The organism is Tabrizicola flagellatus (genome assembly GCF_046295235.1).
Classification (GTDB): Bacteria; Pseudomonadota; Alphaproteobacteria; order Rhodobacterales; family Rhodobacteraceae; genus Tabrizicola; species Tabrizicola flagellata_A.
In genome coordinates this window covers 16,181-39,723 of the sequence record NZ_JBKBLV010000035.1, presented here as the reverse complement: position 1 = coordinate 39,723, position 23,543 = coordinate 16,181, and the positions used below count along the sequence as shown (strand labels likewise).

General features: G+C 68.8%; 21 protein-coding genes. 11 read left to right on the top strand and 10 right to left on the bottom strand.

Going from position 1 to position 23,543, the window contains the following annotated elements:
• Both ACK4IU_RS14650 and purE read right to left on the bottom strand, forming a co-directional pair.
• Positions 1-1,014: 5-(carboxyamino)imidazole ribonucleotide synthase (locus ACK4IU_RS14650; protein WP_409736504.1), on the bottom strand; the 1,014-nt coding region annotated here is incomplete at its 3' end.
• Complete coding sequence (gene purE, locus ACK4IU_RS14645) at positions 1,007-1,483, bottom strand: 5-(carboxyamino)imidazole ribonucleotide mutase (RefSeq protein WP_409736502.1); 477 nt, start codon at positions 1,481-1,483, stop codon at positions 1,007-1,009. The genes ACK4IU_RS14650 and purE, both read right to left, overlap by 8 nt.
• 121 nt (positions 1,484-1,604) lie before the next feature.
• On the opposite strand from purE, the gene ACK4IU_RS14640 reads away from it, so the two are divergent.
• A complete protein-coding gene (locus ACK4IU_RS14640; RefSeq protein WP_409736500.1) occupies positions 1,605-2,663 on the top strand; it encodes a DUF4375 domain-containing protein in 1,059 nt (352 codons plus the stop codon).
• Positions 2,664-2,666: 3 nt separating this feature from the next.
• Here the strand turns inward: ACK4IU_RS14640 and ACK4IU_RS14635 are convergent, their stop codons facing one another.
• Positions 2,667-2,885, bottom strand: coding sequence for a YdcH family protein (locus ACK4IU_RS14635; protein WP_128516141.1), 219 nt, complete (start codon positions 2,883-2,885; stop codon positions 2,667-2,669).
• Between the two features lie 213 nt (positions 2,886-3,098).
• Between ACK4IU_RS14635 and ACK4IU_RS14630 the strand changes: the two genes are divergently transcribed.
• Positions 3,099-3,542 carry an Hsp20 family protein gene (locus ACK4IU_RS14630; protein WP_409736498.1) on the top strand — a complete coding sequence of 148 codons (444 nt, stop codon included), beginning with the start codon at positions 3,099-3,101 and terminating at the stop codon, positions 3,540-3,542.
• Positions 3,539-3,766 (top strand): DUF1150 family protein, encoded by a 228-nt coding sequence (locus tag ACK4IU_RS14625; RefSeq protein WP_409736496.1) that lies wholly within the window; start codon positions 3,539-3,541, stop codon positions 3,764-3,766. The genes ACK4IU_RS14630 and ACK4IU_RS14625 overlap by 4 nt, the downstream gene beginning before the upstream one ends.
• Before the next feature lie 3 nt (positions 3,767-3,769).
• Here the strand turns inward: ACK4IU_RS14625 and ACK4IU_RS14620 are convergent, their stop codons facing one another.
• Complete coding sequence (locus ACK4IU_RS14620; protein ID WP_409736494.1) at positions 3,770-4,648, bottom strand: sterol desaturase family protein; 879 nt, start codon at positions 4,646-4,648, stop codon at positions 3,770-3,772.
• Between the two features lie 130 nt (positions 4,649-4,778).
• On the opposite strand from ACK4IU_RS14620, the gene ACK4IU_RS14615 reads away from it, so the two are divergent.
• Positions 4,779-5,252 carry a cytochrome b gene (locus tag ACK4IU_RS14615; RefSeq protein WP_409736493.1) on the top strand — a complete coding sequence of 158 codons (474 nt, stop codon included), beginning with the start codon at positions 4,779-4,781 and terminating at the stop codon, positions 5,250-5,252.
• A 65-nt stretch (positions 5,253-5,317) separates the two neighbouring features.
• Here ACK4IU_RS14615 and ACK4IU_RS14610 read toward each other — a convergent pair whose 3' ends face one another.
• Complete coding sequence (locus ACK4IU_RS14610) at positions 5,318-7,024, bottom strand: bifunctional sulfate adenylyltransferase/adenylylsulfate kinase (RefSeq protein ID WP_409736491.1); 1,707 nt, start codon at positions 7,022-7,024, stop codon at positions 5,318-5,320.
• A 280-nt stretch (positions 7,025-7,304) separates the two neighbouring features.
• On the opposite strand from ACK4IU_RS14610, the gene ACK4IU_RS14605 reads away from it, so the two are divergent.
• Entirely contained in the window at positions 7,305-7,871 is a 567-nt protein-coding gene (locus ACK4IU_RS14605) for a hypothetical protein (protein WP_409736489.1), read from the top strand.
• 94 nt (positions 7,872-7,965) lie between these two features.
• Here the strand turns inward: ACK4IU_RS14605 and ACK4IU_RS14600 are convergent, their stop codons facing one another.
• The 5 genes from ACK4IU_RS14600 to ACK4IU_RS14580 all read right to left on the bottom strand — a co-directional run bounded on the left by ACK4IU_RS14600 (position 7,966) and on the right by ACK4IU_RS14580 (position 13,423).
• On the bottom strand, positions 7,966-8,445 hold the full coding sequence (locus tag ACK4IU_RS14600) for an RNA pyrophosphohydrolase (RefSeq protein WP_149588397.1): 480 nt from the start codon (positions 8,443-8,445) through the stop codon (positions 7,966-7,968).
• 4 nt (positions 8,446-8,449) lie between these two features.
• A complete protein-coding gene (locus ACK4IU_RS14595; protein WP_409736487.1) occupies positions 8,450-9,799 on the bottom strand; it encodes a S41 family peptidase in 1,350 nt (449 codons plus the stop codon).
• A gap of 5 nt (positions 9,800-9,804) precedes the next feature.
• Entirely contained in the window at positions 9,805-10,920 is a 1,116-nt protein-coding gene (locus ACK4IU_RS14590; RefSeq protein ID WP_409736485.1) for a murein hydrolase activator EnvC family protein, read from the bottom strand.
• Complete coding sequence (gene gpmI / locus ACK4IU_RS14585) at positions 10,917-12,434, bottom strand: 2,3-bisphosphoglycerate-independent phosphoglycerate mutase (RefSeq protein WP_409736483.1); 1,518 nt, start codon at positions 12,432-12,434, stop codon at positions 10,917-10,919. Before gpmI ends, ACK4IU_RS14590 begins: the two co-directional genes overlap by 4 nt.
• 92 nt (positions 12,435-12,526) lie before the next feature.
• A complete protein-coding gene (locus ACK4IU_RS14580) occupies positions 12,527-13,423 on the bottom strand; it encodes a DMT family transporter (RefSeq protein WP_409736481.1) in 897 nt (298 codons plus the stop codon).
• Positions 13,424-13,582: 159 nt separating this feature from the next.
• On the opposite strand from ACK4IU_RS14580, the gene ACK4IU_RS14575 reads away from it, so the two are divergent.
• From ACK4IU_RS14575 to addA, 6 genes are read left to right on the top strand one after another with little or no spacing between them, the layout of a single operon-like run.
• Positions 13,583-15,154, top strand: a complete 1,572-nt coding sequence (locus ACK4IU_RS14575) for a PAS-domain containing protein (RefSeq protein WP_409736479.1) — start codon at positions 13,583-13,585, stop codon at positions 15,152-15,154.
• A 37-nt stretch (positions 15,155-15,191) separates the two neighbouring features.
• Positions 15,192-15,662, top strand: a complete 471-nt coding sequence (gene tsaE, locus ACK4IU_RS14570; protein WP_409736477.1) for a tRNA (adenosine(37)-N6)-threonylcarbamoyltransferase complex ATPase subunit type 1 TsaE — start codon at positions 15,192-15,194, stop codon at positions 15,660-15,662.
• Complete coding sequence (locus ACK4IU_RS14565) at positions 15,655-16,671, top strand: aminoglycoside phosphotransferase family protein (RefSeq protein ID WP_409736475.1); 1,017 nt, start codon at positions 15,655-15,657, stop codon at positions 16,669-16,671. Before tsaE ends, ACK4IU_RS14565 begins: the two co-directional genes overlap by 8 nt.
• Positions 16,647-17,351 (top strand): nucleotidyltransferase family protein, encoded by a 705-nt coding sequence (locus ACK4IU_RS14560; protein WP_409736474.1) that lies wholly within the window; start codon positions 16,647-16,649, stop codon positions 17,349-17,351. Before ACK4IU_RS14565 ends, ACK4IU_RS14560 begins: the two co-directional genes overlap by 25 nt.
• Positions 17,344-20,241 (top strand): double-strand break repair protein AddB, encoded by a 2,898-nt coding sequence (gene addB / locus ACK4IU_RS14555; protein ID WP_409736472.1) that lies wholly within the window; start codon positions 17,344-17,346, stop codon positions 20,239-20,241. The genes ACK4IU_RS14560 and addB overlap by 8 nt, the downstream gene beginning before the upstream one ends.
• Positions 20,238-23,543: a double-strand break repair helicase AddA gene (addA, locus tag ACK4IU_RS14550; protein ID WP_409736470.1), complete on the top strand. Its 3,306-nt coding sequence runs from the start codon at positions 20,238-20,240 to the stop codon at positions 23,541-23,543. Before addB ends, addA begins: the two co-directional genes overlap by 4 nt.

The following is a 23,543-nucleotide window of genomic DNA, read 5'->3' as shown; positions in this document are numbered from 1 at the left end:
GCCCTTGCCGTAAAGATGGACAGCCGTGTCGCGGGCCTTCAAGAGGTCGGGCACCCGCAGCACGTCGTCGCCGATCAGGTTCTCCATCACCACGTCGGCATGGCGGTTGCCGTCGCCGAGCGGCAGGCCCGCCACGGCGCGGATATGCTGTTCGAACTGGTCCACCGTGCAGCCCTGTTGCGTCCAGTGGCCGGAGTTGTGGACGCGCGGCGCGATCTCGTTCACCAGAAGCCCGCGCGGAGTGACGAACAGCTCCACCCCCATAACCCCCACATAGTCCAGCGCATTCAGGATCCGGGCGGCGATCAGCACGGCATCGGCGCGCTGGCCGGGGGTCAGGCGCGCGGGCACCGTGGTCGTGCGCAGGATGCCCTCGCGGTGGATGTTCTCGCCCGGGTCGAAGCAGGCGACCGCACCGTCCAGACCGCGGGCGGCGATGACGCTGACCTCGCGCTCGAAGGCGACGAAGCCCTCCAGCACCGAGGCCGCGCCGTTCATCGCGGCCCAGGCGGCGGGGATCTCGGCCTCGACCTCGAGCCTGAACTGGCCCTTGCCGTCATAGCCAAGCCGCGTGGTCTTCAGGATCGCCGGCAGGCCCAGCCGATCGGCGGCGGCGCGCAGATCGGCCTCGGAGTTCACGGCGGCCCAAGGGGCGGTCTGCAATCCGAGGTCGTTCAGGAAGCTCTTCTCGGCGATCCGGTCCTGGCTGACGGCCAGCGCCCGGCGGTTGGGGCGGATCGGCTTCAGGCTTTCCAGAAGGTCCAGCGCCGAGGTCGGCACGTTCTCGAATTCATAGGTGATGACATCGACCGAACCCGCGAAGGCGCGCAGCGCGGCTTCGTCCTCGTAGGGCGCGGTGGTGACGCGATGCGCCACGTCGCCCGCCGGGGCCGCGCCTGGTTCGTAGATGTGGCAGCGATAGCCAAGGCGGCTGGCGGCGACCGAGAGCATCCGGCCCAGTTGCCCGCCGCCGAGGATCCCGATGGTCGCGCCTTGCGGCAGGGCGTCAGTCATCGGACGGCTCCTCGGGGATCGAGGCCGACAGCGCCTCGCGCCAGGCGTCGAGCTTGGCAGCCACGGCAGGGTCGGAGGTGGCGAGGATGGCCGCCGCCATCAGGCCCGCGTTGGCCGCCCCGCCGATGGCCATGGTGGCGACCGGGTAGCCCTTCGGCATCTGCAGGATGGAATAGAGCGAATCGACCCCCGACAGCGCCTTTGTCTGCACCGGCACGCCGATCACCGGCACCCGGGTCTTCGACGCCATCATCCCCGGCAGATGCGCCGCCCCGCCCGCGCCGGCGATGATGACCTTTAGGCCGCGCGCCACGGCTGTCTTGCCATAGTCCCACAGCCGGTCGGGCGTGCGGTGCGCGCTGACGATCTTCGCTTCGTAGGGGATGCCGAGCTCGTCCAGGATCTCGGCGGCGGCCTTCATGGTCGGCCAGTCGCTTTGCGACCCCATGATGATCCCGACCTCAGCCATCCGCGCCTCCTGTCTGCCGGGCCTGCCTTACACGAAGGACGGGGGCCGGCGAAAGGGGGACCGGCGCAGTTGGCTTGTCCTGGTCCGCGATTGTGCCATTCTCGGGGAAACGGAGCGGGTCATGCGGTGTCTTGCAGGGTTGGTGTTGTGGGTGTGGCTGACGGCGGGGGCAGGTGCCAGCCCCTGCGAACCCGGGGCGCGACTGGACTATCCGCTGAGCGAGGTCCTGAGCGAAGAAGCCTGGTCCTACGCGGTCGAGGCCATCACCCGTGACGACATTCCGCCGGACCCCGACCCGGCGCTGCACAATGCCGGCGCCTTCGCCGCCGTCATGCGGGAACGCTCCGCCGCCCTGCCCGAGCCCCTGGCCGACCTGCCCTACCTGATCCTGCTTTGGGAAAAGACGACCTATCCCGACCCGCTCTACAGCCTGACCTACATGCAACCTTCCACCGTGATGCCCGAAATCGTCGCGGCTGCCGAACGGCACGGCCTGTCCGCCGAGGCCCGTTACCTGCGCACTCCGTTGACCCTCTGGCCCGACTGGGACGCCGGTCCCGCGGAGCGCATGGCAGACCGCGCGGCCCTGGACGGCGGACTGCGCGGCCTCGCCCTGCGTGCGGCGTCAACGGCGCTGCACGGGTCGGAGCCGCGCATCCTTGCCGCGACCGAGGCGCTGATCGCGAGCGACCCGGACCTTGCCGCGGAGTTCGAGGCAAGGCGGCAGGGCGCGGACAGGCACCGGCGCTTGGATCACCTGGCCTGGCGCCTGATCTCGGAATGTCTGGCCGACTGGTGGACACCGGAAGAGGCCGACGCCGCCTTTGCCGAAATGGGTCCGGCGCAGGCGGACATCCTGCTCATGCACTTCTTCCTCGCGGAAAGCTTCAACGGCAGCGCGCACCAGTATTTCTACAACTCCTCCGGCACGATGGCGCCGCAACTGGCCGCGCTTCTGGACCGGATCGGTCTGTCCGACCACGCGGCTGCGGTGCGGCAGGGCATGGCGGTGTTCCCCGCGCCCTATCCGCGCGATACCGACGCGCGGCGCGAGATCATGGCGACCTTCTCCGAGGCCCAGGACGACGCGCTTTACGCCATCACCGCCTGGGCCGATGACGGCATGATCCTGGAGGCGATGGCGCGGCTGGCCGAGGAGTCGGGGCTGATGCCCAGATAGGCGTCAGGCGATGATGTCGGGGATCAGCATGTCCTCGATCTTCACGATCTGGTCCTTCAGCGCCAGCTTCTGCTTTTTCAGCCGGCGCAGGGTCAGCTGGTCGGGTCTCCCGGTCTGTTCCAGGGCATGAATGGCCTCGTCCAGGTCGCGATGTTCGCGACGGAGGACTTCCAGACGGATGCCCAGCATCTCTTCATGGCTGAGTTCGGTTGGCGCGTTCATGGGTCTGGCGAATCGGTTCCTGCCTTGGACCCAGAATATAGGAAAGCACCGCCGTTGCGGGAAGGTTTCTGCCGAATTTCTCTCTGAAATCGGCATTGGGCGTCGATGTCCGGGGCCTTGCGGGGCCGGAGCAACCACCCCATATTCACATCGTGCGGTGCCTGATTGCGGGGCCGCAATGACCGAACCGTCGCTTATGCCAAGGACTGTCCGATGACGAAACTGAGCTTTGGGGCCCACCCGTATCTCTTGGGGTTCGAGCAGCTGGAACGGCTGGTGGAACGCACCGCGAAATCGGGGGCAGAGGGCTATCCTCCGTTCAACATCGAGGCGGTGGCGGACAACGCCTACCGGATCACCCTGGCCGTCGCGGGCTTCCGCGAGGAAGACCTGTCGATCACGGTCGAGGACCGGCAGCTTGTTGTGCGCGGGCGGCAGGCCGATGACGCGGGGGAACGGGTGTTCCTGCACCGGGGAATCGCCAGCCGCGCCTTCCAGCGCAGTTTCGTCCTGGCCGACGGGGTCGAGGTCGCGGGGGCAACGATGGAGAACGGGCTTCTCCACGTCGATCTGCGGCGCCATGTGCCCGAGACCGTGGTGCAGACGATCCGGATCGGTCGCAAGGATGCCAGCCACAAGGAAGGGGGCAAGACATGAACACGCCATTCAACGGATTGCCGCAGGGCAGCGATCGCATCGTCTATGTCCGCGAGGTTCCGGTGACGGACCTGCCGGAAGAGGTGCGCGAACAGATGGACGGGCTGGAGGTGATCTGGTCGGTCCACGGAGCCGACGGGCGCCAGCTGGCGCTGGTCGCTGACCGCAGGCTTGCGTTCCATCTGGCGCGCGAGAACGACTTCACGCCGGTCAGCGTGCACTGAACCCTATTCGCCGGGAACCTTGGCCAGCTCGGCCTTGGTGGGTGCAGGCGGCTTGGCTGGTCTGCGGCGGTAGGCCTTGGCCGTGAAGGCATAGCCGATCTGTCCGGTCAGGGTCGGCGCCATGCGGTCGGTGACGCCCAATGGAGCGTTGCAGGGGCCCGGCACACGGAAGGTTCCGAACGCCCGGTCAAAAATCGAGAACACGGTTGCATAGTTGGTGTCGAACGCGGCCTTGTCGGCGGCATGATGCCAGCGGTGCATGGCCGGAGATACGAAGATCTTGCCAAGTGGCCCGTAGGTCCAGGGCAGGTCGGCGTGGATCAGAAAGCCGTAGTAATGCCGCACGAGGTTGTTCGCGATCACCGCCTCGGCGGGCAGTCCAAGAAGCAGGAGGGCCGACGTGTCGATCACGAAGGTAGTGATGCGATTGATCGGGTGGAACCGCTCCAGGGTCAGCCAGGTCATTTCGGTATCGGAATGATGGACGGCATGGCTGGGCCAGAGGAAGCGGGTGTGTTCCAGCCGATGCCGCCAGTAGCCGACGAAATCGCCGATGAAGATGCCAAGCAGCATGACAGGCAGCGCCGGAACGCCGATCCAGACCGAGCTGTTGATCAGGGAAATCCCTTGCGAGTAGACGATCCAGACCAGAGCCTGTGACAGGATCACGATCATGGGTCCGACGACGATCAGGTTGAAGACGAGGATCTGGAGGTTCAACCCGGTTTCGGCCGCAGCACGGCGCATGTCGGCAAAGACTGCACTGCGCTTGACCAGCATGCCCAGCGCCAGGAAGAACGCGGCGGCCGGAAGAAGGCTTTGAAGAGCCTGAAAACCGTCCGTCCAGCTGTCGTGCAGCAGTTGAGAGAGCGTTCCCTGCATCGTGGCATCTCGCGGCTTGAATTGCCTCCTCGATGGCGACAATCTGCGGCAAAAGTATGAAATTCACGCGTATTTCCCTGATGGAACCAGTAGGCGTGTCGTATCGGGTCTATCCCCAGCGGAGGTCTTCATGAAAACCACTACCGGATATTCGGGCATCCAGATCGTGCTGCACTGGCTTGTTGCCGTGCTGCTCGCGCTCGCCTGGTTCACCGGCGAAGGCGCGAACGCGGCGCTGGAGCGGGTCGAAGAGGGCGGCACGGCCGGGTTCGTCCCGCATGTCGCGCTGGGGCTGGCCATCCTGGCGCTTGCGGTCCTGCGGGTCGTGGTCCGGCTGGGCCGTGGTGCCCCGGAACCGGCCGGCGCTGTGGGTAGCCTTCAGGCCCGGGCTGCAGGCTGGATGCACCTTGCGCTTTACGTCCTGATGATCGCTGTGCCGCTGGGCGGGATCAGCGCATGGTTCCTGGGCCTGGAGACCGGCGAGATCCACGGGTTGTTCGCCAATCTGCTGATGGTGCTCGCGCTGGGCCATGCCGCACTGGCGATCTATCATCAGGTCGTGCTGAAGGACGGCACGCTGACCCGGATGACGCGGGCCGAATAGGCCTGCGGCTCCCCTTACCCCATCCCCTCCCCAAGAGGTGGAGGGGAGACGCGGGACGATCCGCGTCAGGCCCGGATCAGGCCCATCTGTTCCAGCTTCAGCAGCACCTGATGGGCGCAGTGATCTACATCCACATTCTCGGTGTCCACACGCAGTTCCGGGGCCTCGGGCGCCTCGTAGGGGTCTGAGATTCCGGTGAATTCCTTGATCTTGCCTTCGCGCGCCAGCTTGTAGAGCCCCTTGCGGTCGCGACGTTCGCACTCTTCCAGGCTTGTGGCCACATGCACCTCGACGAAGGCGCCGAAGGCCTCGATCATCTCGCGCACGGCGCGGCGGGTGGCGGAATATGGCGCGATCGGCGCGCAGATCGCGATGCCGCCGTTCTTGGTGATCTCGGAGGCGACATAGCCGATGCGGCGGATGTTGATGTCGCGGTGTTCCTTCGAGAAGCCCAGTTCCGACGACAGATGCTTGCGCACCACGTCGCCGTCCAGCAGCGTGACAGGACGCCCGCCCATCTCCATCAGCTTGACCATCAGCGCGTTGGCGATGGTGGACTTGCCGCTGCCCGACAGGCCGGTGAAGAACACGGTGAAGCCCTGTTTCGACCGCGCCGGGCTGGTCTTGCGCAGTTCGGCCACCACCTCGGGGAAGCTGAACCATTCCGGGATCTCCAGCCCCTCGCGCAACCGGCGGCGAAGTTCGGTGCCCGAGATGTCCAGGACGGTGGAGCCTTCGGGAATCTCGTTCGCGGGGTAGTACTGCGCCTTTTCCTGCACATAGACCATGTGCTTGAAGTCCACCATCTCGATGCCGATCTCGGCCTGGTGGGCCCGGAACAGTTCTTGCGCGGCATAGGGGTCGTAGAAATCCTTGCCCTGGCTGTTCTTGCCGGGTCCGGCATGGTCGCGGCCGACGATCATGTGGGTGCAGCCGTGATTGCGGCGGATGATCCCGTGCCAGACGGCCTCGCGCGGACCCGCCATGCGCATGGCGAGGTTCAGAAGGCTCAGCGCCGTGGTCTGGGCGGGATACTTGTCCAGAACCGCCTCATAGCAGCGGACACGGGTGAAGTGGTCCACGTCGCCCGGCTTGGTCATGCCGACGACCGGGTGGATCAGCAGGTTCGCCTCGGCCTCGCGGGCGGCGCGGAAGGTCAGTTCCTGGTGCGCTCGGTGGAGGGGATTGCGGGTCTGGAAGGCCACGACCTTGCGCCAGCCCAGCTTGCGGAACAGCGCGCGAAGCTCGTTCGGCGTGTCGCGGCGGGCCTTGAAGTCGTAATGAACGGGCTGCTGGATCCCGGTCACCGGCCCGCCGAGATAGACCTTGCCGGCCGTGTGGTGCAGGTAGTTCACTGCCGGATGGGCGAGATCGTCGGCGCCGAAGACCTTTTCTGCCTCGACCGCCTTGTTCGGCACCCATTTGTCGCTGATCGTCAGGATCGCCAGGATCACGCCTTCCTGGTCGCGCAGCGCGATGTCCTGGCCTGGTTCGACTTTCTCGGCGAAGGCTTCGGACACGTCCAGCGTGATCGGGATCGGGAACAGCGTCCCGTCGTCCAGCCGCATCCGGTCCACCACGCTGTCGTAGTCGGCCTGGCTCATGAAGCCCTTAAGCGGAAGGAACCCGCCGCTCATCAGCAATTCGAGGTCGCAGATCTGGCGCGGGGTCAGATCCCAGGAGTGCAGGTTGCCCGCCTCGATCTTCAGCTTCTGGGCAGAGTCGTACGAGACGTAAAGCTCGGAGATCGGGGCATGGTTCGGGAGGGACATGGATCGGACCTTTCACACGGGCGGCGGCCGCCTTTTGCTCGGGTCCGTAGCCCGACCACAGGGCGGGATTCAAGCGACGGCACGGCGAAACGGGCAGAAAAGGCGGAAATGCCGCGACTTCGGCAGGGGTCGGTCGGATGTTCCGAGGCGGGCGATGCCAGGCGAACGACGGACTGGAAACCTGGCCTGCCCCACGACAGCGTGATCGCACGCGGAGGAACGCAAGGCCGCCTTTTGGTGTTATCCTCGTGGCTGCAACGGCGAAGGAAGGAGACCCCAGATGACCGACACGTCCCACCTAACCTCTGCCGACGAACGTCGGGCGCTCGATGCCGACGAACTGGGTCTGGCCGACTTGACCCGCTTTCCGGTCCTGTCCGCGCTGACCGACGAGGAACTTTCCTCGGTTATCGACCGGTTGCGCGATCGTCGAAAACGCGCGCGTGACCTGGCCGACCGACAGGCGCGCGAAGCCCGCTCCAAGGCTGCGCCAAAGGGCGCGACGGCGGCAAGCGGCGATGCCGGGATGCGGGCAAAGCACGATTACCTCGGCGAGGCGCTGGACCGCGCCACGGCCGAGAGGGAACGTCGCGCGGCGGCAGCTTCGGGCGAAGGCCAATCCGAAACCCAGGCCGATCTGGCGCGCAAGGCGCTGGAACTGAAGCGGGCCGGCGAGACCGGACCGAGCCCGATGGCGGAAACCGGCGGGCCGCTGCACCCGAAGGACCCCGACGCGAGTGGCGGCAAATCGGGCCTTGCGGGCACCGCGCGCAACATCGCGCCCTCTGGCGCGCTGGACCATGCCGGAGAACTGCCTTCGCGCGAACGGTCGCGGACGCGCTACTGAGGCCGGGCTCGTCGTCGACTGCGTCGCTCCTCGCTGGTCGCGCGCAGCGCAAGTTTTCCGACGAGGAGACGTAGTCGAACGAGGAGGGTGAGCCTCAGGCCAGATAGGCGCGGAAGCTGCGGATGACCTCTTCGTAGACCGCGCGCTTGAAGGGCACGATGCTGTCCAGCATCTCGTCCGCGGTGATCCAGCGCCAAGTGGAGAATTCGGGGTGTTCGGTCGCGATCTTCACGTCCGAGTCCCGGCCGAGAAAGCGGAACAGGAACCACTTCTGCTTCTGCCCGCGATATTTCCCGCCCCATACCTTTCCCAGAAGCTCGGGCGGCAGGTCATAGGTGACCCAGCCGTGGGTCTTGGCCACGAATTCGACCTTGTCGCGGGGGATGCCGGTTTCCTCCCACAACTCGCGGTAGGCGGCCTCTTTCGGCTTTTCGTCCTTGTCGATCCCGCCCTGCGGCATCTGCCAGGCGGGCGAGGGGCTGTCGATGCGCTGCCCGGCAAAGACCAGGCCGCGCGCATCGATCAGCACCACGCCGACACAGGGGCGATAGGGCAGGCTGTCGGCCGCGACCATGGCGTCACGGCGTGTCCGGGGCGATGGCCGTCAGCCCCTTGATGATGTCCACCGCATAAGCCAGCTGATAGTCCTCGTCGCGCAGCTTGGCCGATTCCTCGGCCCGGGCGAGTTCCTCCTCGTAGAGCCGCTTTTCCTCGTCCGTCATCGAGTCGTTCGAGATCGCGCCGCGCAGGTCGGCCTCGGACCGCTGCCGGCTTGCGGCGGATTTCTCCTCCTCGGCGGCGGCTGGATCGACCGGCTTGGGGGCGGGCTGCTGGACCACGATGTCAGGCGAAATGCCCAGCGCCTGGATCGACCGGCCCGAAGGCGTGTAGTAGCGTGCCGTGGTCAGCCGCATCGCCCCGTCGCCCCGCAGCGGGATCAGGGTCTGGACCGAGCCCTTGCCGAAGCTCTTGGTGCCCACGACGATGGCCCGGCGATGGTCCTGAAGCGCGCCCGCCACGATCTCGGAGGCCGAGGCCGACCCGCCGTTGATCAGCACCACGATCGGCTTGCCGTCGGCCAGATCGCCGGGCGTGGCGTTGTAGCGTTCGCCGCTACCGGCGACGCGGCCGCGGGTCGAGACGATCTCGCCCTTGTCGAGGAAGGCGTCCGAGACCGAGATCGCCTCGTTCAGAAGGCCGCCGGGGTTGTTGCGGAGGTCGATGACTACTCCGTCGAGGTTGTCGATCCCGCCCAGTTCCTCGATGCCCTTCTTCAGCGCCTCGGTCATGCCGCTGGTCGTCTGGTCGTTGAAGGTGGTGATCCGCAGCACCACGGTCTTGCCGACGACGCGCCCCCGCGCGGCGGTCAGCTTGATCGTGTCGCGGATGATCGACACGTCGAAGGGTTCCGGCGTGCCCTGGCGGACCACGGTGATGATGATCTCGGACCCGACCGGACCGCGCATCTTGGCGACGGCGTCGTCCAGCATCAGGCCCAGCACGGACTCGCCATTGACATGGGTGATGAAATCCCCGGCGAGGATCCCGGCCTTGGAGGCGGGGGTGCCGTCCATCGGCGAGATCACCTTGATGAAGCCCTCTTCCTGCGTCACCTCGATGCCGAGGCCGCCGAATTCGCCCCGGGTCTGGACCTGCATGTCCTCGAAATCCTTCGCGGAGAGATAGCTGGAATGGGGGTCAAGCGAGGTGAGCATGCCGTTGATCGCCGCCGTCACCAGCTTTTCGGTCGGCACCTCCTCGACATACTGGGCGCGGACGCGTTCGAAGATGTCGCCGAAGAGGTCGAGCTGATCGTAGACCGAACTGTCGCTCGACAGTTCCTGCGCGATCAGCGGGCCGGCGACCTGCGTGGTCGCGATGACCCCGGCCACGGTTCCGGCCAGGGCGGCCATCAGATGCTTCTTCATGCTCGTCACTCTCCTGTGCGGGCGAGGGCTGCGAACCACGGCATCGGGTCCACGGGCGCCGCGCCCTGTCTGAGTTCCATATAAAGCGTTTCCGTATCACGCCCGCCAGAGCCATCTGGGCCAAGCGCCACGAATTCCGCCGTCCCGGTTGCCGGTCCCCCCATCAGCCCCAGCGGGGCCTCGGCGGCCACGACTTCTCCCACCTCGCCATACAGGGTTTCCATCCCCGCGAGCACCAGTAGATAGCCGTCGCCGGGCTCGAGGATCATCACATTTCCGTAGTCGAGAAGCGGGCCGCGAAAGCGGATCGTCGCGGGCCAGGGCGCGGTGACCAGCGCATGGGTCCGCGTGGCCAGCGTCACGCCGGGGCGGCGGACCCCGGCGGCATCGGCCTCGCCCGGACGGCGCAGCAGGGTGCCGAGGACGGGAAGCGGCAGGGTCCCCTTCGCCTCGGCAAAGGAGCTGCCGGCAGCGCTGTCGGGCGACAGGCCGGCGGCGAAGGCATCGAGCGTGTCGGCGCTTTCCAGCAGGCCCTTCAGGACTTCGGGATCCTCGGTGAACCGCCGCGGAAGGTCGGTGCGGTCCGAAATTGCCTGCGACAGGGCGGTCCGTGCGGTCTGCGCTGCCGCAAGTCCACGTTCCAGCACCTCGCCTGCGGACAATTGCAGGGCGCGCAGATCGGCCAGTTCCTGAAGCTCGGCCTTCACTCGCAGCGCCTCGGATTGCAATGCGGGGGTCACGTCGGCAAGGATCATCCCCGACCGCGCCGTGCCCAGAGCCCCATCGGGATGCAAGAGAAGCAGCGGCCCGGGGTTGGCTTCCATCGTCGCCAGCACCCCCAGAAGCTGCCCGATCCGGTCGCGCTTGGCCTCGAAGGTGCGGGTCAGGGTGGATTCGCGCAAGGACGCCTCGCGCAGTGCGCCCCGCAGCGCCCCAAGCCCAGCCTCGTAGGCCCGGATCGTCTGACTGAGCGCCGAGACCCGGTCTCGCGCCTCGGTCGCGCTTTCCAGCGCCGCGACTGCGCTCTGCAGGTCCGCAGACGCCCTCGCTGCCTGTTCCGCCACGGTCTCTGCCCGGGCAGGCAGGGTCAAGCAGAGGGCAAGTAGCGCGGCGCGGATCATGCGATCAGGGTCTGTCCGGTCATTTCGGGCGGCTGGGGCAGGCCCATCAGTTGCAGAATCGTGGGCGCCAGGTCGGCCAGCCGTCCGTCGCGCAGCCGTGCCCCCGAGGGGCCGCCGACCAGGATCACCGGCACCGGGTTCGTGGTATGCGCGGTATGCGGGCCGCCGGTCACCGGGTCCACCATGACCTCGCAGTTGCCGTGGTCGGCGGTAACGATCATCGCGCCCCCCCGCGCCTCCAGCGCCGCCAGTGCCCGGCCGAGGCCCCGGTCTACCGCCTCGCAGGCCTTGATCGCAGCAGGCAGCGACCCGGTATGCCCCACCATGTCGGGGTTGGCGTAGTTCACCACGATCAGGTCGTAGCCCTTCTCGATCGCCTCCACGAAGCGGTCCGAGACCGCATCCGCGCTCATCTCGGGTTGCAGGTCGTAGGTCGCGACCTTGGGCGAGGGCGGCATGGCGCGGTCCTCGCCCGGGTAGGGCTCTTCGCGCCCGCCGTTCAGGAAGAAGGTGACATGCGGGTATTTCTCGGTCTCGGCCAGTCGGAACTGGGTCAGCCCGTGGGCAGAGACCCATTCGCCCAGCGTGTTGACCAGCACGCGCTTGGGGAAGGCCGTGGCCATGTAGCCGTTGTGCAGGTCGGAATATTCGACCATGCCGAGGAGCGACGACCACTTCGGCCGGGTGCCGGTGTCGAAGGCCGCGAAGGCCGGGTCGCCGATGGCGGCCAGGATCTCGCGCGCGCGGTCGGCGCGGAAGTTCAGGCAGAAGACGCCGTCGCCGTCCCTTGCGCCGTGGTAGCCGTCGATCACTGTGGGGGCGAGGAATTCGTCGGTCTCGCCTTTGCCGTAGCTGGTCGTGATCGCGGTCAGCGCGTCGGGCGCGAATTCCCCCCGGGCGTGGATCATGCCGTCGTAGGCGCGGCCGACCCGCTCCCACCGGTTGTCGCGGTCCATCGCCCAGTAGCGCCCCGTCACCGTGGCGATGCCCGCGCCGTAGGGCAGGCGCTTCACCAGGGCCTCGACATAGTCATGCGCCGAGGAAGGCGCCACATCGCGGCCGTCGGTGATGGCATGCAGCGCGACCGGGACGCCCAGGGCTGTCAGAGTCCGGCAGGCGGCGAGGACATGGTTCACATGGCCATGCACGCCCCCGTCCGAGACGACGCCCATCAGATGCGCGGTGCCCCCCGCGGCCTTCACCTTCGCGGCAAAGTCCAGGATCGCCGGGTTCTTCGCAAAACTGCCGTCCTCGACCGCCAGGTCGATCGCGCCCAGATCCATCGCCACCACGCGTCCCGCGCCGATGTTGGTGTGGCCGACCTCGGAATTGCCCATCTGCCCGGTCGGCAGGCCCACGTCCGGCCCGAAGGTGGTCAGCGTGGCATGCGGGCAGGTCGCCCAGAGGCGGTTGAAGGTCGGCACCTTTGCCTGTGCCGGGGCCGAAGTCTCGGGGTTAGGCCCGATGCCCCAGCCGTCGAGGATGCACAGGACGACGGGTTTCGGCGCGGGCATGGTAGTCTCCTTCTGTCTGGCAAGGCTTTTACGCGCGCGCCCCGCGCAGGGCAACCGGGACCGCTCGTCGTGCGGCTGGCGCCTTCTCCTCGCTAGACCCCGGCCTGGCGCAGCGCAGCCTTCTCGCGCACCCGCTGGCGCCAGATCGTGAAGACCCCGGCAGCCACGACGATCCCCGCCCCTATGGCGACGTTGGTCCGCAGCGTCTCGTCGAACACCACCAGCCCGATTCCGCTGGCCCAGACCAGTTGCAGATAGGCAAAAGGCTGGATCGCCGAGGCCTCTGCCACAGCAAAGGCACGGATCAAGAGCCAGTGGCCCAGAGCCGCCGAGCAGCAGAGCGTGGCCATCCAGCCCCAGTCGGCGGGGGTCATCCAGGTCCATTGCGCCAGGCCGAAGGGCGTCATGGCAACGGCGCCCACGACGCCGGTCCAGAAGAAGCTGACAGTCGTGCTGTCCTTTCGCGCGACATAGCGGGTGAGAAGGCCGTATAGCGCGAACATGGCAGCCGCGAGCAGTGGAACAAGGGCCCAGGGCGAAAAGACGCCAAAGCCGGGCTCCAGGATGATCAGCACACCGGCGAAGCCCACCAGGATCGCCGTCCAGCGCCGCCAGCCGACCTTTTCGCCAAGGACCGGCCCTGACAGCGCCGCCACCAGCAGCGGATAGCAGGTGAACACAGCATGCGCCTCGATCAGGCCCAGCTTGACGAAGCCCACCATCATCACCGCGATTTCGGCCACCAGGATCAGTCCCCTCGCCAACTGCACCCAGGGGAAATGCGACCTTGCGGCAGCGGCAAGACCGCCCTGCGACCGGGCGGCGAGGGCCATGACAAAGAACGCGAAGAACCAGAAGCGGATCATCACCACCATCGTGACCGGGTAGTTCGACCCCAGGTGGCGCGAGATCCCGTCCTGCGCTGCAAAGACCAGCGTCGTGGCGATCATCAGCCAGATGCCGGCCCTGGTGTTCTGTTGCGTGGTCATGGCCGTGGCTGGCTATCACCTGCCGCCAGGCTGCGAAAGGGTGGTCCTGCTGCCCGTGCACGAGAGCCGGTGCCGATCCGAAGTCCCGATTAACCGGCAATTAACCGTTCGGCGCCTAGCGTTCCTCAAAGTTGAGTCCTTTTCAGGGGTGCTTTCGGAATGGGCGATCTTGCAATGATCCTGGGCATGGTGCTCGCGGCCTTTCTGGTCGCCCTTTCTGCTCTGATCCTGATACAGGCCTGGCTCGACTACCAGCCGACGCCGGTCGCCAGCATCTTTGCAGCCACCCCCGCGCAGATCGCCTTCCTCTTCGACGGCGAGCGGCTGATCGACGCCTCGCCTGCGGCACGCGCGCTGCTGCCGGAAGGCGAGGACCAGCGCGCCTGGGGCCGGTTCATGGCACGCTTCGGCCCCGATTTTCCTGGCCTGGCAGAGCGGCTGGCAAGCCTTCCCCGCACCGGCCAGACCAGGATTGCCTCGCATCCCGGGACCAGTCCACCGCTGGTCCTCAAGGCCGAACTGCGCTCGGGTCTCCTGCATCTTGCGTTGGACGCCGGTCAGGCCGGATATCCGACCGACCCGCAGACCGGCCACTGCGACGCCGCTACGGCAGCGGTGCTCCAGAACGAGGTGTTGACGCAGCGCGCGATCCTGTCGCGGGCACCGGTTCTGCTTTGGAAGGAGGCCACCGATGGCGCGGTGGTATGGGCGAACCATGCCTACCTGATCCGCGCGGTCGAGCTCTTGCCGGAAGGCGAGGATCTGTCCTGGCCCCTGCCGAAACTGTTCGACCGGGCCCCCGGCACCTCGGCGCGGCTGAAGCTGCAGATGCCCAGCGGAGCGGAATGGTTCGACCTGGTGCAGGTGCCGGCGGGAGACGAGATGCTCTGCTATGCGCAGGCGGCCGACAAGGCGGTGCAGGCGGAAACCGCCCTGCGCGAGTTCATGCAGACCCTGACCAAGACCTTCGCCGACCTGCCGATCGGCTTGGCGATATTCGACCGCGGGCGCTGCCTGCAGATGTTCAACCCGGCACTGACCGACCTGACCCGGCTTCCGCCCGAAATGCTGATCTCCCGGCCCTCGCTGAACGCCTTCCTAGACGCGATGCGCGCCCGGTCCATGATCCCCGAGCCGCGCGACTACCGCAGCTGGCGCAAGCAGCTCGCCCGGCTGGAGGAAGAGGCCAGCATGGGCATCTTCGAGGAAACCTGGAGCCTGCCGGGAGGCCAGACCTACCGCGTCATCGGCCGCCCGCATCCGAACGGGGCGCTGGCCTTCATGTTCGAGGACATCTCGAACGAGATGAGCCGCACCCGCCGCTATCGCGCCGATCTGGAGCTGGGCCAGTCGGTGATCGACGCGGTAGAGGACGGGGTTGCCGTCTTTTCGCAGGGCGGGCAGCTGGTGATGTCGAACGCGGCCTACGCCCGGCTCTGGCAACACGACCCGCAGGTGCTTCTGTCCGAAGCCAGCATCTCGACGCTGTCGGCTTGGTGGCGCGAGCATTCCGCGCCGACTCTGCTCTGGGACGACGCGACCGACTTTGTCACCAGCGGCGGGGACCGCACGCCCTGGGATGGCGACGTGCGGCTGCTGGACGGGCGACTGGTTTCGTGCCGCTTCCGTCCGCTGACCGGGGGAGCGACGATGATCACCTTCCGCCACCAGGTCGCAGCCCCCCTGACCTCGGTGCGCGAGACCCAGCCGCTGGAAGAGCTTTCGGCCTGAGGCTTGCGGCGCCAGGAGGGACGGCTACAGTCGCGGCATGTCCGCCGCGCCCTTCCCTGCCCTGACCCTTGACCTGCCCGACCCGACCGCGACCGAGGACCTTGGCCGCAGGCTGGCGGTACTGGCGCGACCGGGCGACGTGGTGCTGCTGGAGGGCGCCATCGGCGCGGGGAAAAGCTGCCTGGCCCGCGCCTTCATCCGCGCAAGACTGGGCGAGGTCGAGGAAGTGCCCTCGCCGACCTTCACACTGGTGCAGGTCTATCCCGATGCGGAAGGCGAGATCTGGCATGCCGACCTCTACCGCCTGACCCATCCGGACGAAGTCTGGGAACTGGGGCTGGATCAGGCCTTCGAGACGGCGATCTGCCTCGTCGAATGGCCCGACCGGCTGGGCAGCCACCGCCCCAAGGGTGCGCTGACGATCCGGCTGGAACCGCTGGGCGAGGGGCGCCGTGCCGTCCTCCTCGGCGGACGCGACGGGCTGGCACGGGCGCTGGCCGATGGCTGACCGTGCGGCCGAGTTGACCGTCTTCCTCGACCGGGCCGGCTGGGGCGCGGCCGAGCGACGGCATCTGGCGGGCGACGCCTCGGACCGGCGCTACGAACGGCTGCGGCTAGGCGCGGCGACCGCCGTCCTCATGGACAATCCGCCCGGCGGGGCGGACGACCCGGTGGCCTTTTCGGCCATGGCCCGGCATCTGCGCGGGCTGGGCCTGTCCGCGCCGCGCGTGCTGGCCGAGGATCTGCCACGCGGCTTCCTGCTGCTGGAAGATCTGGGCGACGACCTCTTCGCCCGCCTGATCGCCGCCGACCCGACCCGCGAGGCCGAGCTCTACGCCGCCGCCGTCGATGTTCTCCTTCATCTCCAGTCCGCCCCGCCGCCCGGGGACCTGCCGGATCTCTCGGCCGCCGACTGGGCGCAGGCGGCGACCTTCGTGCTGGACTGGTATGCCCGCGCGGCGACCGGCGTCAGACCCGAACCTTCGGAGTTCCTGGCCACCCTGACCGGCGTGCTTGAGGCCCATGCCGACGGCCCGCGCGTGCTGATCCTGCGCGATTTTCATGCCGAGAACCTGATATGGCTGCCCGCCCGGCCGGGGCTGGCGCGGGTGGGGCTGCTGGATTTCCAGCTCGGCCAGCTGGGCCAGCCGGGCTATGATCTGGTCTCGCTGTTGCAGGACGCGCGGCGGGATGTGGGGCAGGGCACCGAGGCCGCGATGGTCGCTCGTTTCGTCGCAGCAACCGGGGCCGATCCGCACGCCTTTGCCGCCCACTACGCCGCGCTTGGCGCGCAGCGGGCGTTGCGCATCCTCGGGGTCTTCGTGCGGCTGGCGCTGGTCGCGGGCAAGCCCGGCTATCTGCCGCTGATCCCGCGCGTCTGGGGGCAGCTGCAACAGAACCTCGCCCATCCCGCCCTGGCCGGACTACGCGCCGTCTGTGACCGGCTTCTGCCCACGCCAGGCTCCGAAACCCTAAGAAGGATCCGCGCCGCATGTCCGCCTACCCCTTCCCGCTGATGCTGTTCGCCGCGGGCTTCGGCACCCGGATGGGCGCGCTGACCGCCGACCGGCCGAAGCCCCTGATCCCGGTCGCGGGCCGGGCGCTGATCGACCATGCGCTGGACGTGGCGCAGGCGGCCGGCGTGGGCCGGATCGTCGTCAACACCCATTACCGGGCCGAGCAGATGGCGGCCCATCTTGCGGGGCGCGGCGTGACGATCAGCCACGAGGCCGGGCGAATCCTGGAAACCGGCGGCGGGCTCAAGGCCGCGCTCCCGCTGCTGGGCGAGGGGCCGGTGGCGGTGCTGAACAGCGACGGGATCTGGACCGGGCCGAACCCCCTGCGCACGCTCGCCGCCGCCTGGGACGGGAGCCGGATGGAGGCGCTTCTTCTTCTCCTCCCGCTCGACCGCGCGCGGGCGCACGGGCCGAAAGGCGATTTCCGGCTAGACGCCTCTGGACGGCTATCGCGCGGGCAGGGGGGCGAGGATCACGTCTATATCGGCGCCCAGATCCTGAAGCCGGATCGCATAAGCGCGATGCCCGACGAGGTCTTTTCGCTGAACCGGCCCTGGGATGCGATGATCGCCGCCGGCACCGCCTATGGCGTCCTGCATCCCGGCGACTGGTGCGATGTCGGCCACCCCGCCGGGATTGCCGAGGCCGAGGCCCTGCTGCACTCTGCACGCCATGGCTGAGCTCCGCCCGATCTTCGCCCTGCCGCCCGGCGCCGATTTCCCGGCCGAGCTGGTCTCCGGGCTCATCGACCGCATGGCCGGCCAGCCGCCCGAGGCCATGGCGAAGGTCACGCTGATCCTGAACACCCAGCGCATGCGGCGGCGGGTGACCGAGTGCCTCTTGGCGCGGGGCCCCCGCTTCCTGCCGCGCCTGATGCTGGTGACCGAGGCCGCGCTTATGTCCGACCTGGCCCTGCCGCGCCCGACCTCGCCCTTGCGGCGGCGGCTGGTCCTGTCGGTGCTGCTCGACAAGCTTCTGGACGGGGGCGCGACCGAGTTCCCGCGCGCGGCGCTTTTTGATCTGGCCGACAGTCTGGCCAACCTGATGGCCGAGATGCAGGGCGAAGGCGTCGCGCCCGACCGCATCGCCGCCCTGGACGTGGCGAACCATTCCGCGCACTGGGCGCGGACGCAGGCCTTCCTCGGCATCGTCGCCGAGGCCCTCTCCAGCGACGCTCCCGATGCCGAAGCCAACCTGCGCCGCGCCGTGGCCAGCCTGCCCGAGACCTGGACCCGCCACCCGCCGCCGGGGCAGGTGATCCTCGCCGGCTCCACCGGCTCGCGCGGGACGACGGCGCTGTTGATGCAGGCGGTGGCCGGGCTGGCGCAGGGGGCGATCGTGCTGCCGGGCCATGACTTCGACCTGCCGCCCGAGGTCTGGGAGGGGATGGACGACGCGCTGACCGCCGAGGACCATCCCCAGTTCCGCACCCGCCGGCTGATGGACCTGCTGGGCTTCGGCCCGCAGGACGTGCAGCCCTGGACCGCGACCCCCGCGCCCGATCCGGCACGAAACCGCCTGGTCTCGCTCGCCCTGCGCCCGGCGCCGGTCACGCATCAGTGGCTGGCCGAGGGGCCGCGGCTTGGCAACCTGACCGCCGCCACGCGGGGCCTGACCCTGATCGAGGCCCCGACCCCCCGCGCCGAGGCCATGGCCATCGCCCTGATCCTGCGCGAAGCGGCCGAGACCGGCACCCGCGCCGCGCTGATCACGCCCGACCGCGACCTGACCCGGCGCGTCTCGGCGGCGCTGGACCGCTGGGGCATCCGGCCCGACGATTCCGCCGGGCGGCCGCTGGCCCTGTCGGCGCCCGGGCGCATGCTGCGGCAGGTCGCGGCGCTGTTCGGCCAGAGGCTGACCGCCGATGCGCTTCTGGCGCTTCTGAAACATCCGCTGGCCTTTTCCGGCAGCGAGCGCGGCCAGCACCTGGTCCTGACGCGCGAGTTCGAGCTGCATATCCGCCGCAACGGCCCGGCCTTCCCCACCGCCGACAGCCTCCGAGACTGGGCCGCCCGCTCGCGGATCGACCGGGCCGGAGACTGGGCCGCGATCCTGGCCGACACGCTCTGTGGGCAGGAGATCGCGGGCCGCCTGCAGCTGGCTGACCTCGTCGCGCGGCATCTGCGGCTGGCCGAACGGCTGGCGGCAGGGTTCGATGCGGCAGGCAGTGGCGCGTTGTGGGAGAAGGAAGCCGGGGAAAAGGCGCTGGCGGCGATGAGCGAGCTTGCCTCCGAGGCCCCGGCGGCGGGCACGCTGACGGCCTCGGACTATGCCGGGCTGATCTTCGGCCTTCTGAACCGCGACGAGGTGCGCGAGACCGAGGGGCTGCATCCCGGCATCATGATCTGGGGCACGCTCGAGGCGCGGGTGCAGGGGGCGGATCTGGTCGTGCTCGGCGGGCTGAACGATGGCACATGGCCCGCGCAGCCGCCGGCGGATCCCTGGCTGAACCGCGCGATGCGGAAAGAGGCCGGGCTTCTGCTGCCCGAACGCCAGATCGGCCTCTCGGCGCATGACTGGCAGCAGGCGGTGGCCGCCCCGCGCGTTGTCCTGACCCGGGCGAAGCGGGGGACCGAGGCGGAAACCGTGCCCTCGCGCTGGCTGAACCGGCTGGTGAACCTGCTCGCCGGACTGCCCGACCAGCAGGGGCCCGAGGCGCTGGCCGCGATGCGCAACCGTGGCGCGCACTGGCTGCGCCTGGCCGAGGCCTTCGACGCCGCCCCGCGCGTCGCTCCGGCCCGCCGCCCCTCGCCTCGACCGCCCGTCCACGCCCGGCCGCGCCAGCTTTCGGTGACCGAGATCAAGACCCTGATCCGCGACCCCTATGCGATCTACGCCCGCCATGTGCTGAAGCTGCGCCCCCTCGACCCCCTGCGCCCCGAGCCCGACCCCCGCCTGCGCGGCACGGTGCTGCACGAGATCCTTGAGCGGTTCCTGAAACAGGGCGGCGGGGACCGCCAGACCCTGTTGGCCATCGCCGAAGAGGTGCTGGCCGCCCGCGTCGCCTGGCCGCTGGCCCGGACGATCTGGCTGTCCCGTCTGGCCAAGGCGGCGGATGCCTTCCTGGCGTTTTCGGCCGCGACCGGGGGCGCGCCGGTGCTGCTGGAGGAAAAGGGCGCGCTGCGGCTGCCGGGGCTCGACTTCACCCTGACCGGCAAGCCCGACCGGATCGACCGGCTGGCGGACGGCCGGCTTCTGCTGATCGACTACAAGACCGGCGCTCCGCCGACCGAGAAGCAGCAGGAGCATTTCGACAAGCAGCTTCTGCTGCTGGCCGCCATGGCCGAAGGCGGCGGGTTCCGCGGACTTGATCCGTCCGAGGTCGCCCGAGTCGTCTATGTCGGCCTGAAGGCGCAGCTGAAGACCGAGGAGATCCTTCTGGAACCCGGCCAGGTGGCCGAGATCTGGAAGCGTTTCGGCGGTCTGATGGCCAGCTACTTCCGCCCGACCCAGGGCTACACCGCCCGCCGCGCGCTGGAAAAGGCAAGCGACCCGAGCGACTACGACCACCTCTCCCGCTTTGGGGAATGGGAGATGACCGACGACCCCGCGCCCGAGGCCCTGGAATGACCGAAGCCTTCGCCCGCCAGATCGCCGCCGCCAACCCGGCGCGCAACACCTGGCTCTCGGCCAATGCCGGGTCGGGCAAGACCCGCGTGCTGACCGACCGCGTCGCGCGGCTTCTCCTGAACGGGGTCGATCCGACGCGCATCCTCTGCCTGACCTATACCAAGGCTGCCGCGACCGAGATGCAGAACCGCCTGTTCCAGCGCCTCGGCGAATGGGCGATGCGGCCCGAGGAAGCCCTGCGCAGGGAACTGTCGGATCTGGGCGAGGGCGACCTGACGCCCGACCGGCTGGCCCGCGCGCGCCAGCTGTTCGCCCGCGCGATCGAAACGCCAGGCGGGCTGCGCATCCAGACCATCCACAGCTTCTGCGCCAGCCTGCTGCGCCGCTTCCCGCTCGAGGCCGGCGTCTCGCCCGGTTTCGTGGAGATGGACGACCGCGCCGGACGGCTGATGCGCGCCGAGATCGTCGAGGAAATGGCCGACGGACCGCAGGCCCATGTCCTGCACCGGATGACCGAGGTGCAGAACGGTGAGGATTTCGGCGCCCTCGTCGAAGCCATCGCAGCCCGCCGCGCGCATTTCGACCCTCCGCTCGACCGGGCCGGCGCGCTGCGCCTGTTCGACCTGCCGGAGGTGGTGGACGACCGCCATCTGGTGTCGCTCGCCTTCAACGGATCGGAGGACTGGCTGATCGCGCAATGCCTGCCCCTGTTCCGGCAGGGGACGCCGACCATGCAGACCCTCGCCACGGTGTTGGCGGCAATCGACTGGCAGGCGCCAACGCGGCACGATCTCGATGCGCTTTATGCGGCGCTGCTGAAACAGGACGGGCAGCCCAACTTCGCCAGGGTGCCAACGGTGAAGGTCCGCACTGCCATGGGCAACCTGGTGCATGACTTCGACGATTTCATGCAACGCGTCGCCGATGCGCGCGAGGCGGAGAAGGCTCTCGTCGCCGCCGAGCGGACCCTCGCGCTGCACGACTTCGCCGCCGTGTTCCTGAAGGAATACGAGGCTCGCAAGGCAGCGCGGGGCTATCTCGACTTCGACGACCTGATCCGCCGCGCGCTGCACCTTCTGAAGGATCCCTCGCTGTCGGCCTGGGTGCTGTATCGGCTGGACGGGGGGCTCGACCATATCCTCGTGGACGAAGCGCAGGATACCAGCCCCGAACAGTGGGAACTGATCGGTCAGCTGGCCGCCGAGCTGGTCGCGGGGGAGGGTGCCGCGACGCGCGACCGGACGCTCTTCGTGGTCGGCGACAAGAAGCAATCGATCTATTCCTTCCAGGGCGCCGATGTCGCGGCCTTCGACCGGATGCGTCGGCATTTCGGCGAGCGCCTCGGCGGCGGGCCGGGGCTGGACGACCGGGTGCTGGAACATTCCTTCCGCTCCTCTCCCGCGATCCTGGACGTGGTCGATGCCACCTTCACCCCGGCCGAACAGGCCGCGCTGGGTGGCGGGTCGCATCACATCGCCATCAGCCCGGACCTCGCCGGTCGCGTCGATGTCTGGCCGGTGCTGGAAAAGGCCGACACGCCCGATCCCGGCCCCTGGGACGAACCGCTGGACATGCGCCACCCCGAGGATGCGCAGATCCAGCTTGCCCGCCGCATCGCGGGCTGGATCCGCGACCAGCTGGATCAGGGCACGCAAATCCCGCAGGCGGCGCGCAAGGGCGGGCCGACCGAACGGCCGGTGCGGCCGGGCGACTTCCTGATCCTCGTCCAGCGCCGGACCGGGGTGTTCCACGACCTGATCCGCGCCTGCAAGGAGGCCGGACTGCCCATCGCCGGGGCCGACCGGCTGCGCCTGGGCGGTGAACTCGCCGTGCGCGACCTCTCGGCGCTTCTGGCCTTCCTCGACACGCCCGAGGACGACCTGTCTCTGGCCTGCGTCCTGCGCTCGCCCCTCTGCGGGTGGAGCGAGGCCGACCTCTTCCGCCTTGCCCAGCCCCGGCCAGGCTATCTCTGGCAGGCGCTTCGCGCCGATCCGGGGCATGGCGAGACCCGCGCCTTCCTCGACGACCTGCGCGATCAGGCCGATTTCCTGCGCCCCTACGACCTTCTGGAGCGCGTGCTGAACCGCCACGACGGCCGCCGCAAACTGATCGCCCGGCTTGGCCCCGAGGCCGAGGACGGGATCGACGAGCTTCTGTCCCAGGCGCTGGCCTACGAACGGGCGGAAGTGCCCAGCCTGACCGGCTTCCTCAGCTGGATGGAAACCGACGAGGTCGAGGTCAAGCGGCAGGCCGAGGGCTCGGGCGACCTGATCCGGGTGATGACGGTGCACGGCGCCAAGGGGCTGGAGGCCGAGATCGTCATCCTGCCCGAATGCACCGACTACACGCCACCGCAGCGCGACCAGATCCAGCCCGTCCCCGGCGGCCCGGCGCTGTGGAAGCTGCCCGAAGCCGACAGCCCCGCGCTGTTGTCGGGCCTGCGGGCCGAACGGGCCGAGCGCGAGGCGGCGGAACGGCTGCGCCTCCTTTACGTCGCCATGACCCGGGCGCGCTGCTGGCTGGTGGCGGCCGGCGCCGGCAAGGTGACGAAGGACGCGACCTGGCACCGGCTCATCTCTGCCGGGGTGATGGCCGCGGGGCACGAAGAGCTGGAAGGCGGAATCCTGCGCCACAGCCACGGCACCTGGCCCGACCCCCTTCGGCAAGAGGAATCGCAAGCCCCCCTGCCGGCGCTGCCCGGCTGGGCCGGCCGCCCCGCGCCCGAACCCCATCGTCCCGCGGCCGTCCTGTCGCCCTCGGACCTTGGCGGCCCCAAGGCGCTTCCGGGCGAGGCGGACTTCGACATCGAAGAGTCGAAACGCCGCGGCACCGCGCTGCATCTGCTCCTCGAACGGTTGCCCGGTCTCGACCCCGCGACCTGGGCCGCCCATGCCGAGGCGCTGATCCCCGACTCCGCCCACCGCGCCGCCTCGCTGGCCGAGGCCGGGGCAGTGCTTGCCCACCCCGAGCTTGCGGCCCTGTTCGGCCCCGACAGCCTGGCCGAGGTCGCCCTGACCGCCCCCTGGCAGGGCCGCATCCTGGCAGGGTCCATCGACCGCCTGATCCTGACGTCCGACCGGGCGCTGATCATCGACTACAAGTCGAACGCGGTGATCCCCGACCGGCCCGAGGCCGTGCCCGAAGGCCTCCTCCGCCAGCTGGGCGCCTATGCCCACATGGTCGCGCAGATCCACCCCGGCCGGCGGATCGAGACGGCGATCCTCTGGACCCGTGGGCCCCGGCTGATGCAAGTCGCTCCCGAGATCGTGAGGGCCGCGTTGACCCGGGCCACGATCCCTTGA

What these genes read in the sequence shown, in the direction of transcription:
- ACK4IU_RS14615 (WP_409736493.1), top strand. Translation starts at nt 4,779, where the DNA reads ATGAAAACCACTACCGGATATTCGGGCATCCAGATCGTGCTGCACTGG.
- ACK4IU_RS14635 (WP_128516141.1), bottom strand. Translation starts at nt 2,885, where the DNA reads ATGAACGCGCCAACCGAACTCAGCCATGAAGAGATGCTGGGCATCCGT.
- ACK4IU_RS14565 (WP_409736475.1), top strand. Translation starts at nt 15,655, where the DNA reads ATGGCTGACCGTGCGGCCGAGTTGACCGTCTTCCTCGACCGGGCCGGC.
- ACK4IU_RS14600 (WP_149588397.1), bottom strand. Translation starts at nt 8,445, where the DNA reads ATGGTCGCGGCCGACAGCCTGCCCTATCGCCCCTGTGTCGGCGTGGTG.
- gpmI (WP_409736483.1), bottom strand. Translation starts at nt 12,434, where the DNA reads ATGCCCGCGCCGAAACCCGTCGTCCTGTGCATCCTCGACGGCTGGGGC.
- purE (WP_409736502.1), bottom strand. Translation starts at nt 1,483, where the DNA reads ATGGCTGAGGTCGGGATCATCATGGGGTCGCAAAGCGACTGGCCGACC.
- tsaE (WP_409736477.1), top strand. Translation starts at nt 15,192, where the DNA reads ATGTCCGCCGCGCCCTTCCCTGCCCTGACCCTTGACCTGCCCGACCCG.
- ACK4IU_RS14610 (WP_409736491.1), bottom strand. Translation starts at nt 7,024, where the DNA reads ATGTCCCTCCCGAACCATGCCCCGATCTCCGAGCTTTACGTCTCGTAC.
- ACK4IU_RS14620 (WP_409736494.1), bottom strand. Translation starts at nt 4,648, where the DNA reads ATGCAGGGAACGCTCTCTCAACTGCTGCACGACAGCTGGACGGACGGT.
- ACK4IU_RS14595 (WP_409736487.1), bottom strand. Translation starts at nt 9,799, where the DNA reads ATGAAGAAGCATCTGATGGCCGCCCTGGCCGGAACCGTGGCCGGGGTC.
- ACK4IU_RS14630 (WP_409736498.1), top strand. Translation starts at nt 3,099, where the DNA reads ATGACGAAACTGAGCTTTGGGGCCCACCCGTATCTCTTGGGGTTCGAG.
- ACK4IU_RS14560 (WP_409736474.1), top strand. Translation starts at nt 16,647, where the DNA reads ATGTCCGCCTACCCCTTCCCGCTGATGCTGTTCGCCGCGGGCTTCGGC.
- ACK4IU_RS14640 (WP_409736500.1), top strand. Translation starts at nt 1,605, where the DNA reads ATGCGGTGTCTTGCAGGGTTGGTGTTGTGGGTGTGGCTGACGGCGGGG.
- ACK4IU_RS14575 (WP_409736479.1), top strand. Translation starts at nt 13,583, where the DNA reads ATGGGCGATCTTGCAATGATCCTGGGCATGGTGCTCGCGGCCTTTCTG.
- addA (WP_409736470.1), top strand. Translation starts at nt 20,238, where the DNA reads ATGACCGAAGCCTTCGCCCGCCAGATCGCCGCCGCCAACCCGGCGCGC.
- addB (WP_409736472.1), top strand. Translation starts at nt 17,344, where the DNA reads ATGGCTGAGCTCCGCCCGATCTTCGCCCTGCCGCCCGGCGCCGATTTC.
- ACK4IU_RS14580 (WP_409736481.1), bottom strand. Translation starts at nt 13,423, where the DNA reads ATGACCACGCAACAGAACACCAGGGCCGGCATCTGGCTGATGATCGCC.
- ACK4IU_RS14605 (WP_409736489.1), top strand. Translation starts at nt 7,305, where the DNA reads ATGACCGACACGTCCCACCTAACCTCTGCCGACGAACGTCGGGCGCTC.
- ACK4IU_RS14625 (WP_409736496.1), top strand. Translation starts at nt 3,539, where the DNA reads ATGAACACGCCATTCAACGGATTGCCGCAGGGCAGCGATCGCATCGTC.
- ACK4IU_RS14590 (WP_409736485.1), bottom strand. Translation starts at nt 10,920, where the DNA reads ATGATCCGCGCCGCGCTACTTGCCCTCTGCTTGACCCTGCCTGCCCGG.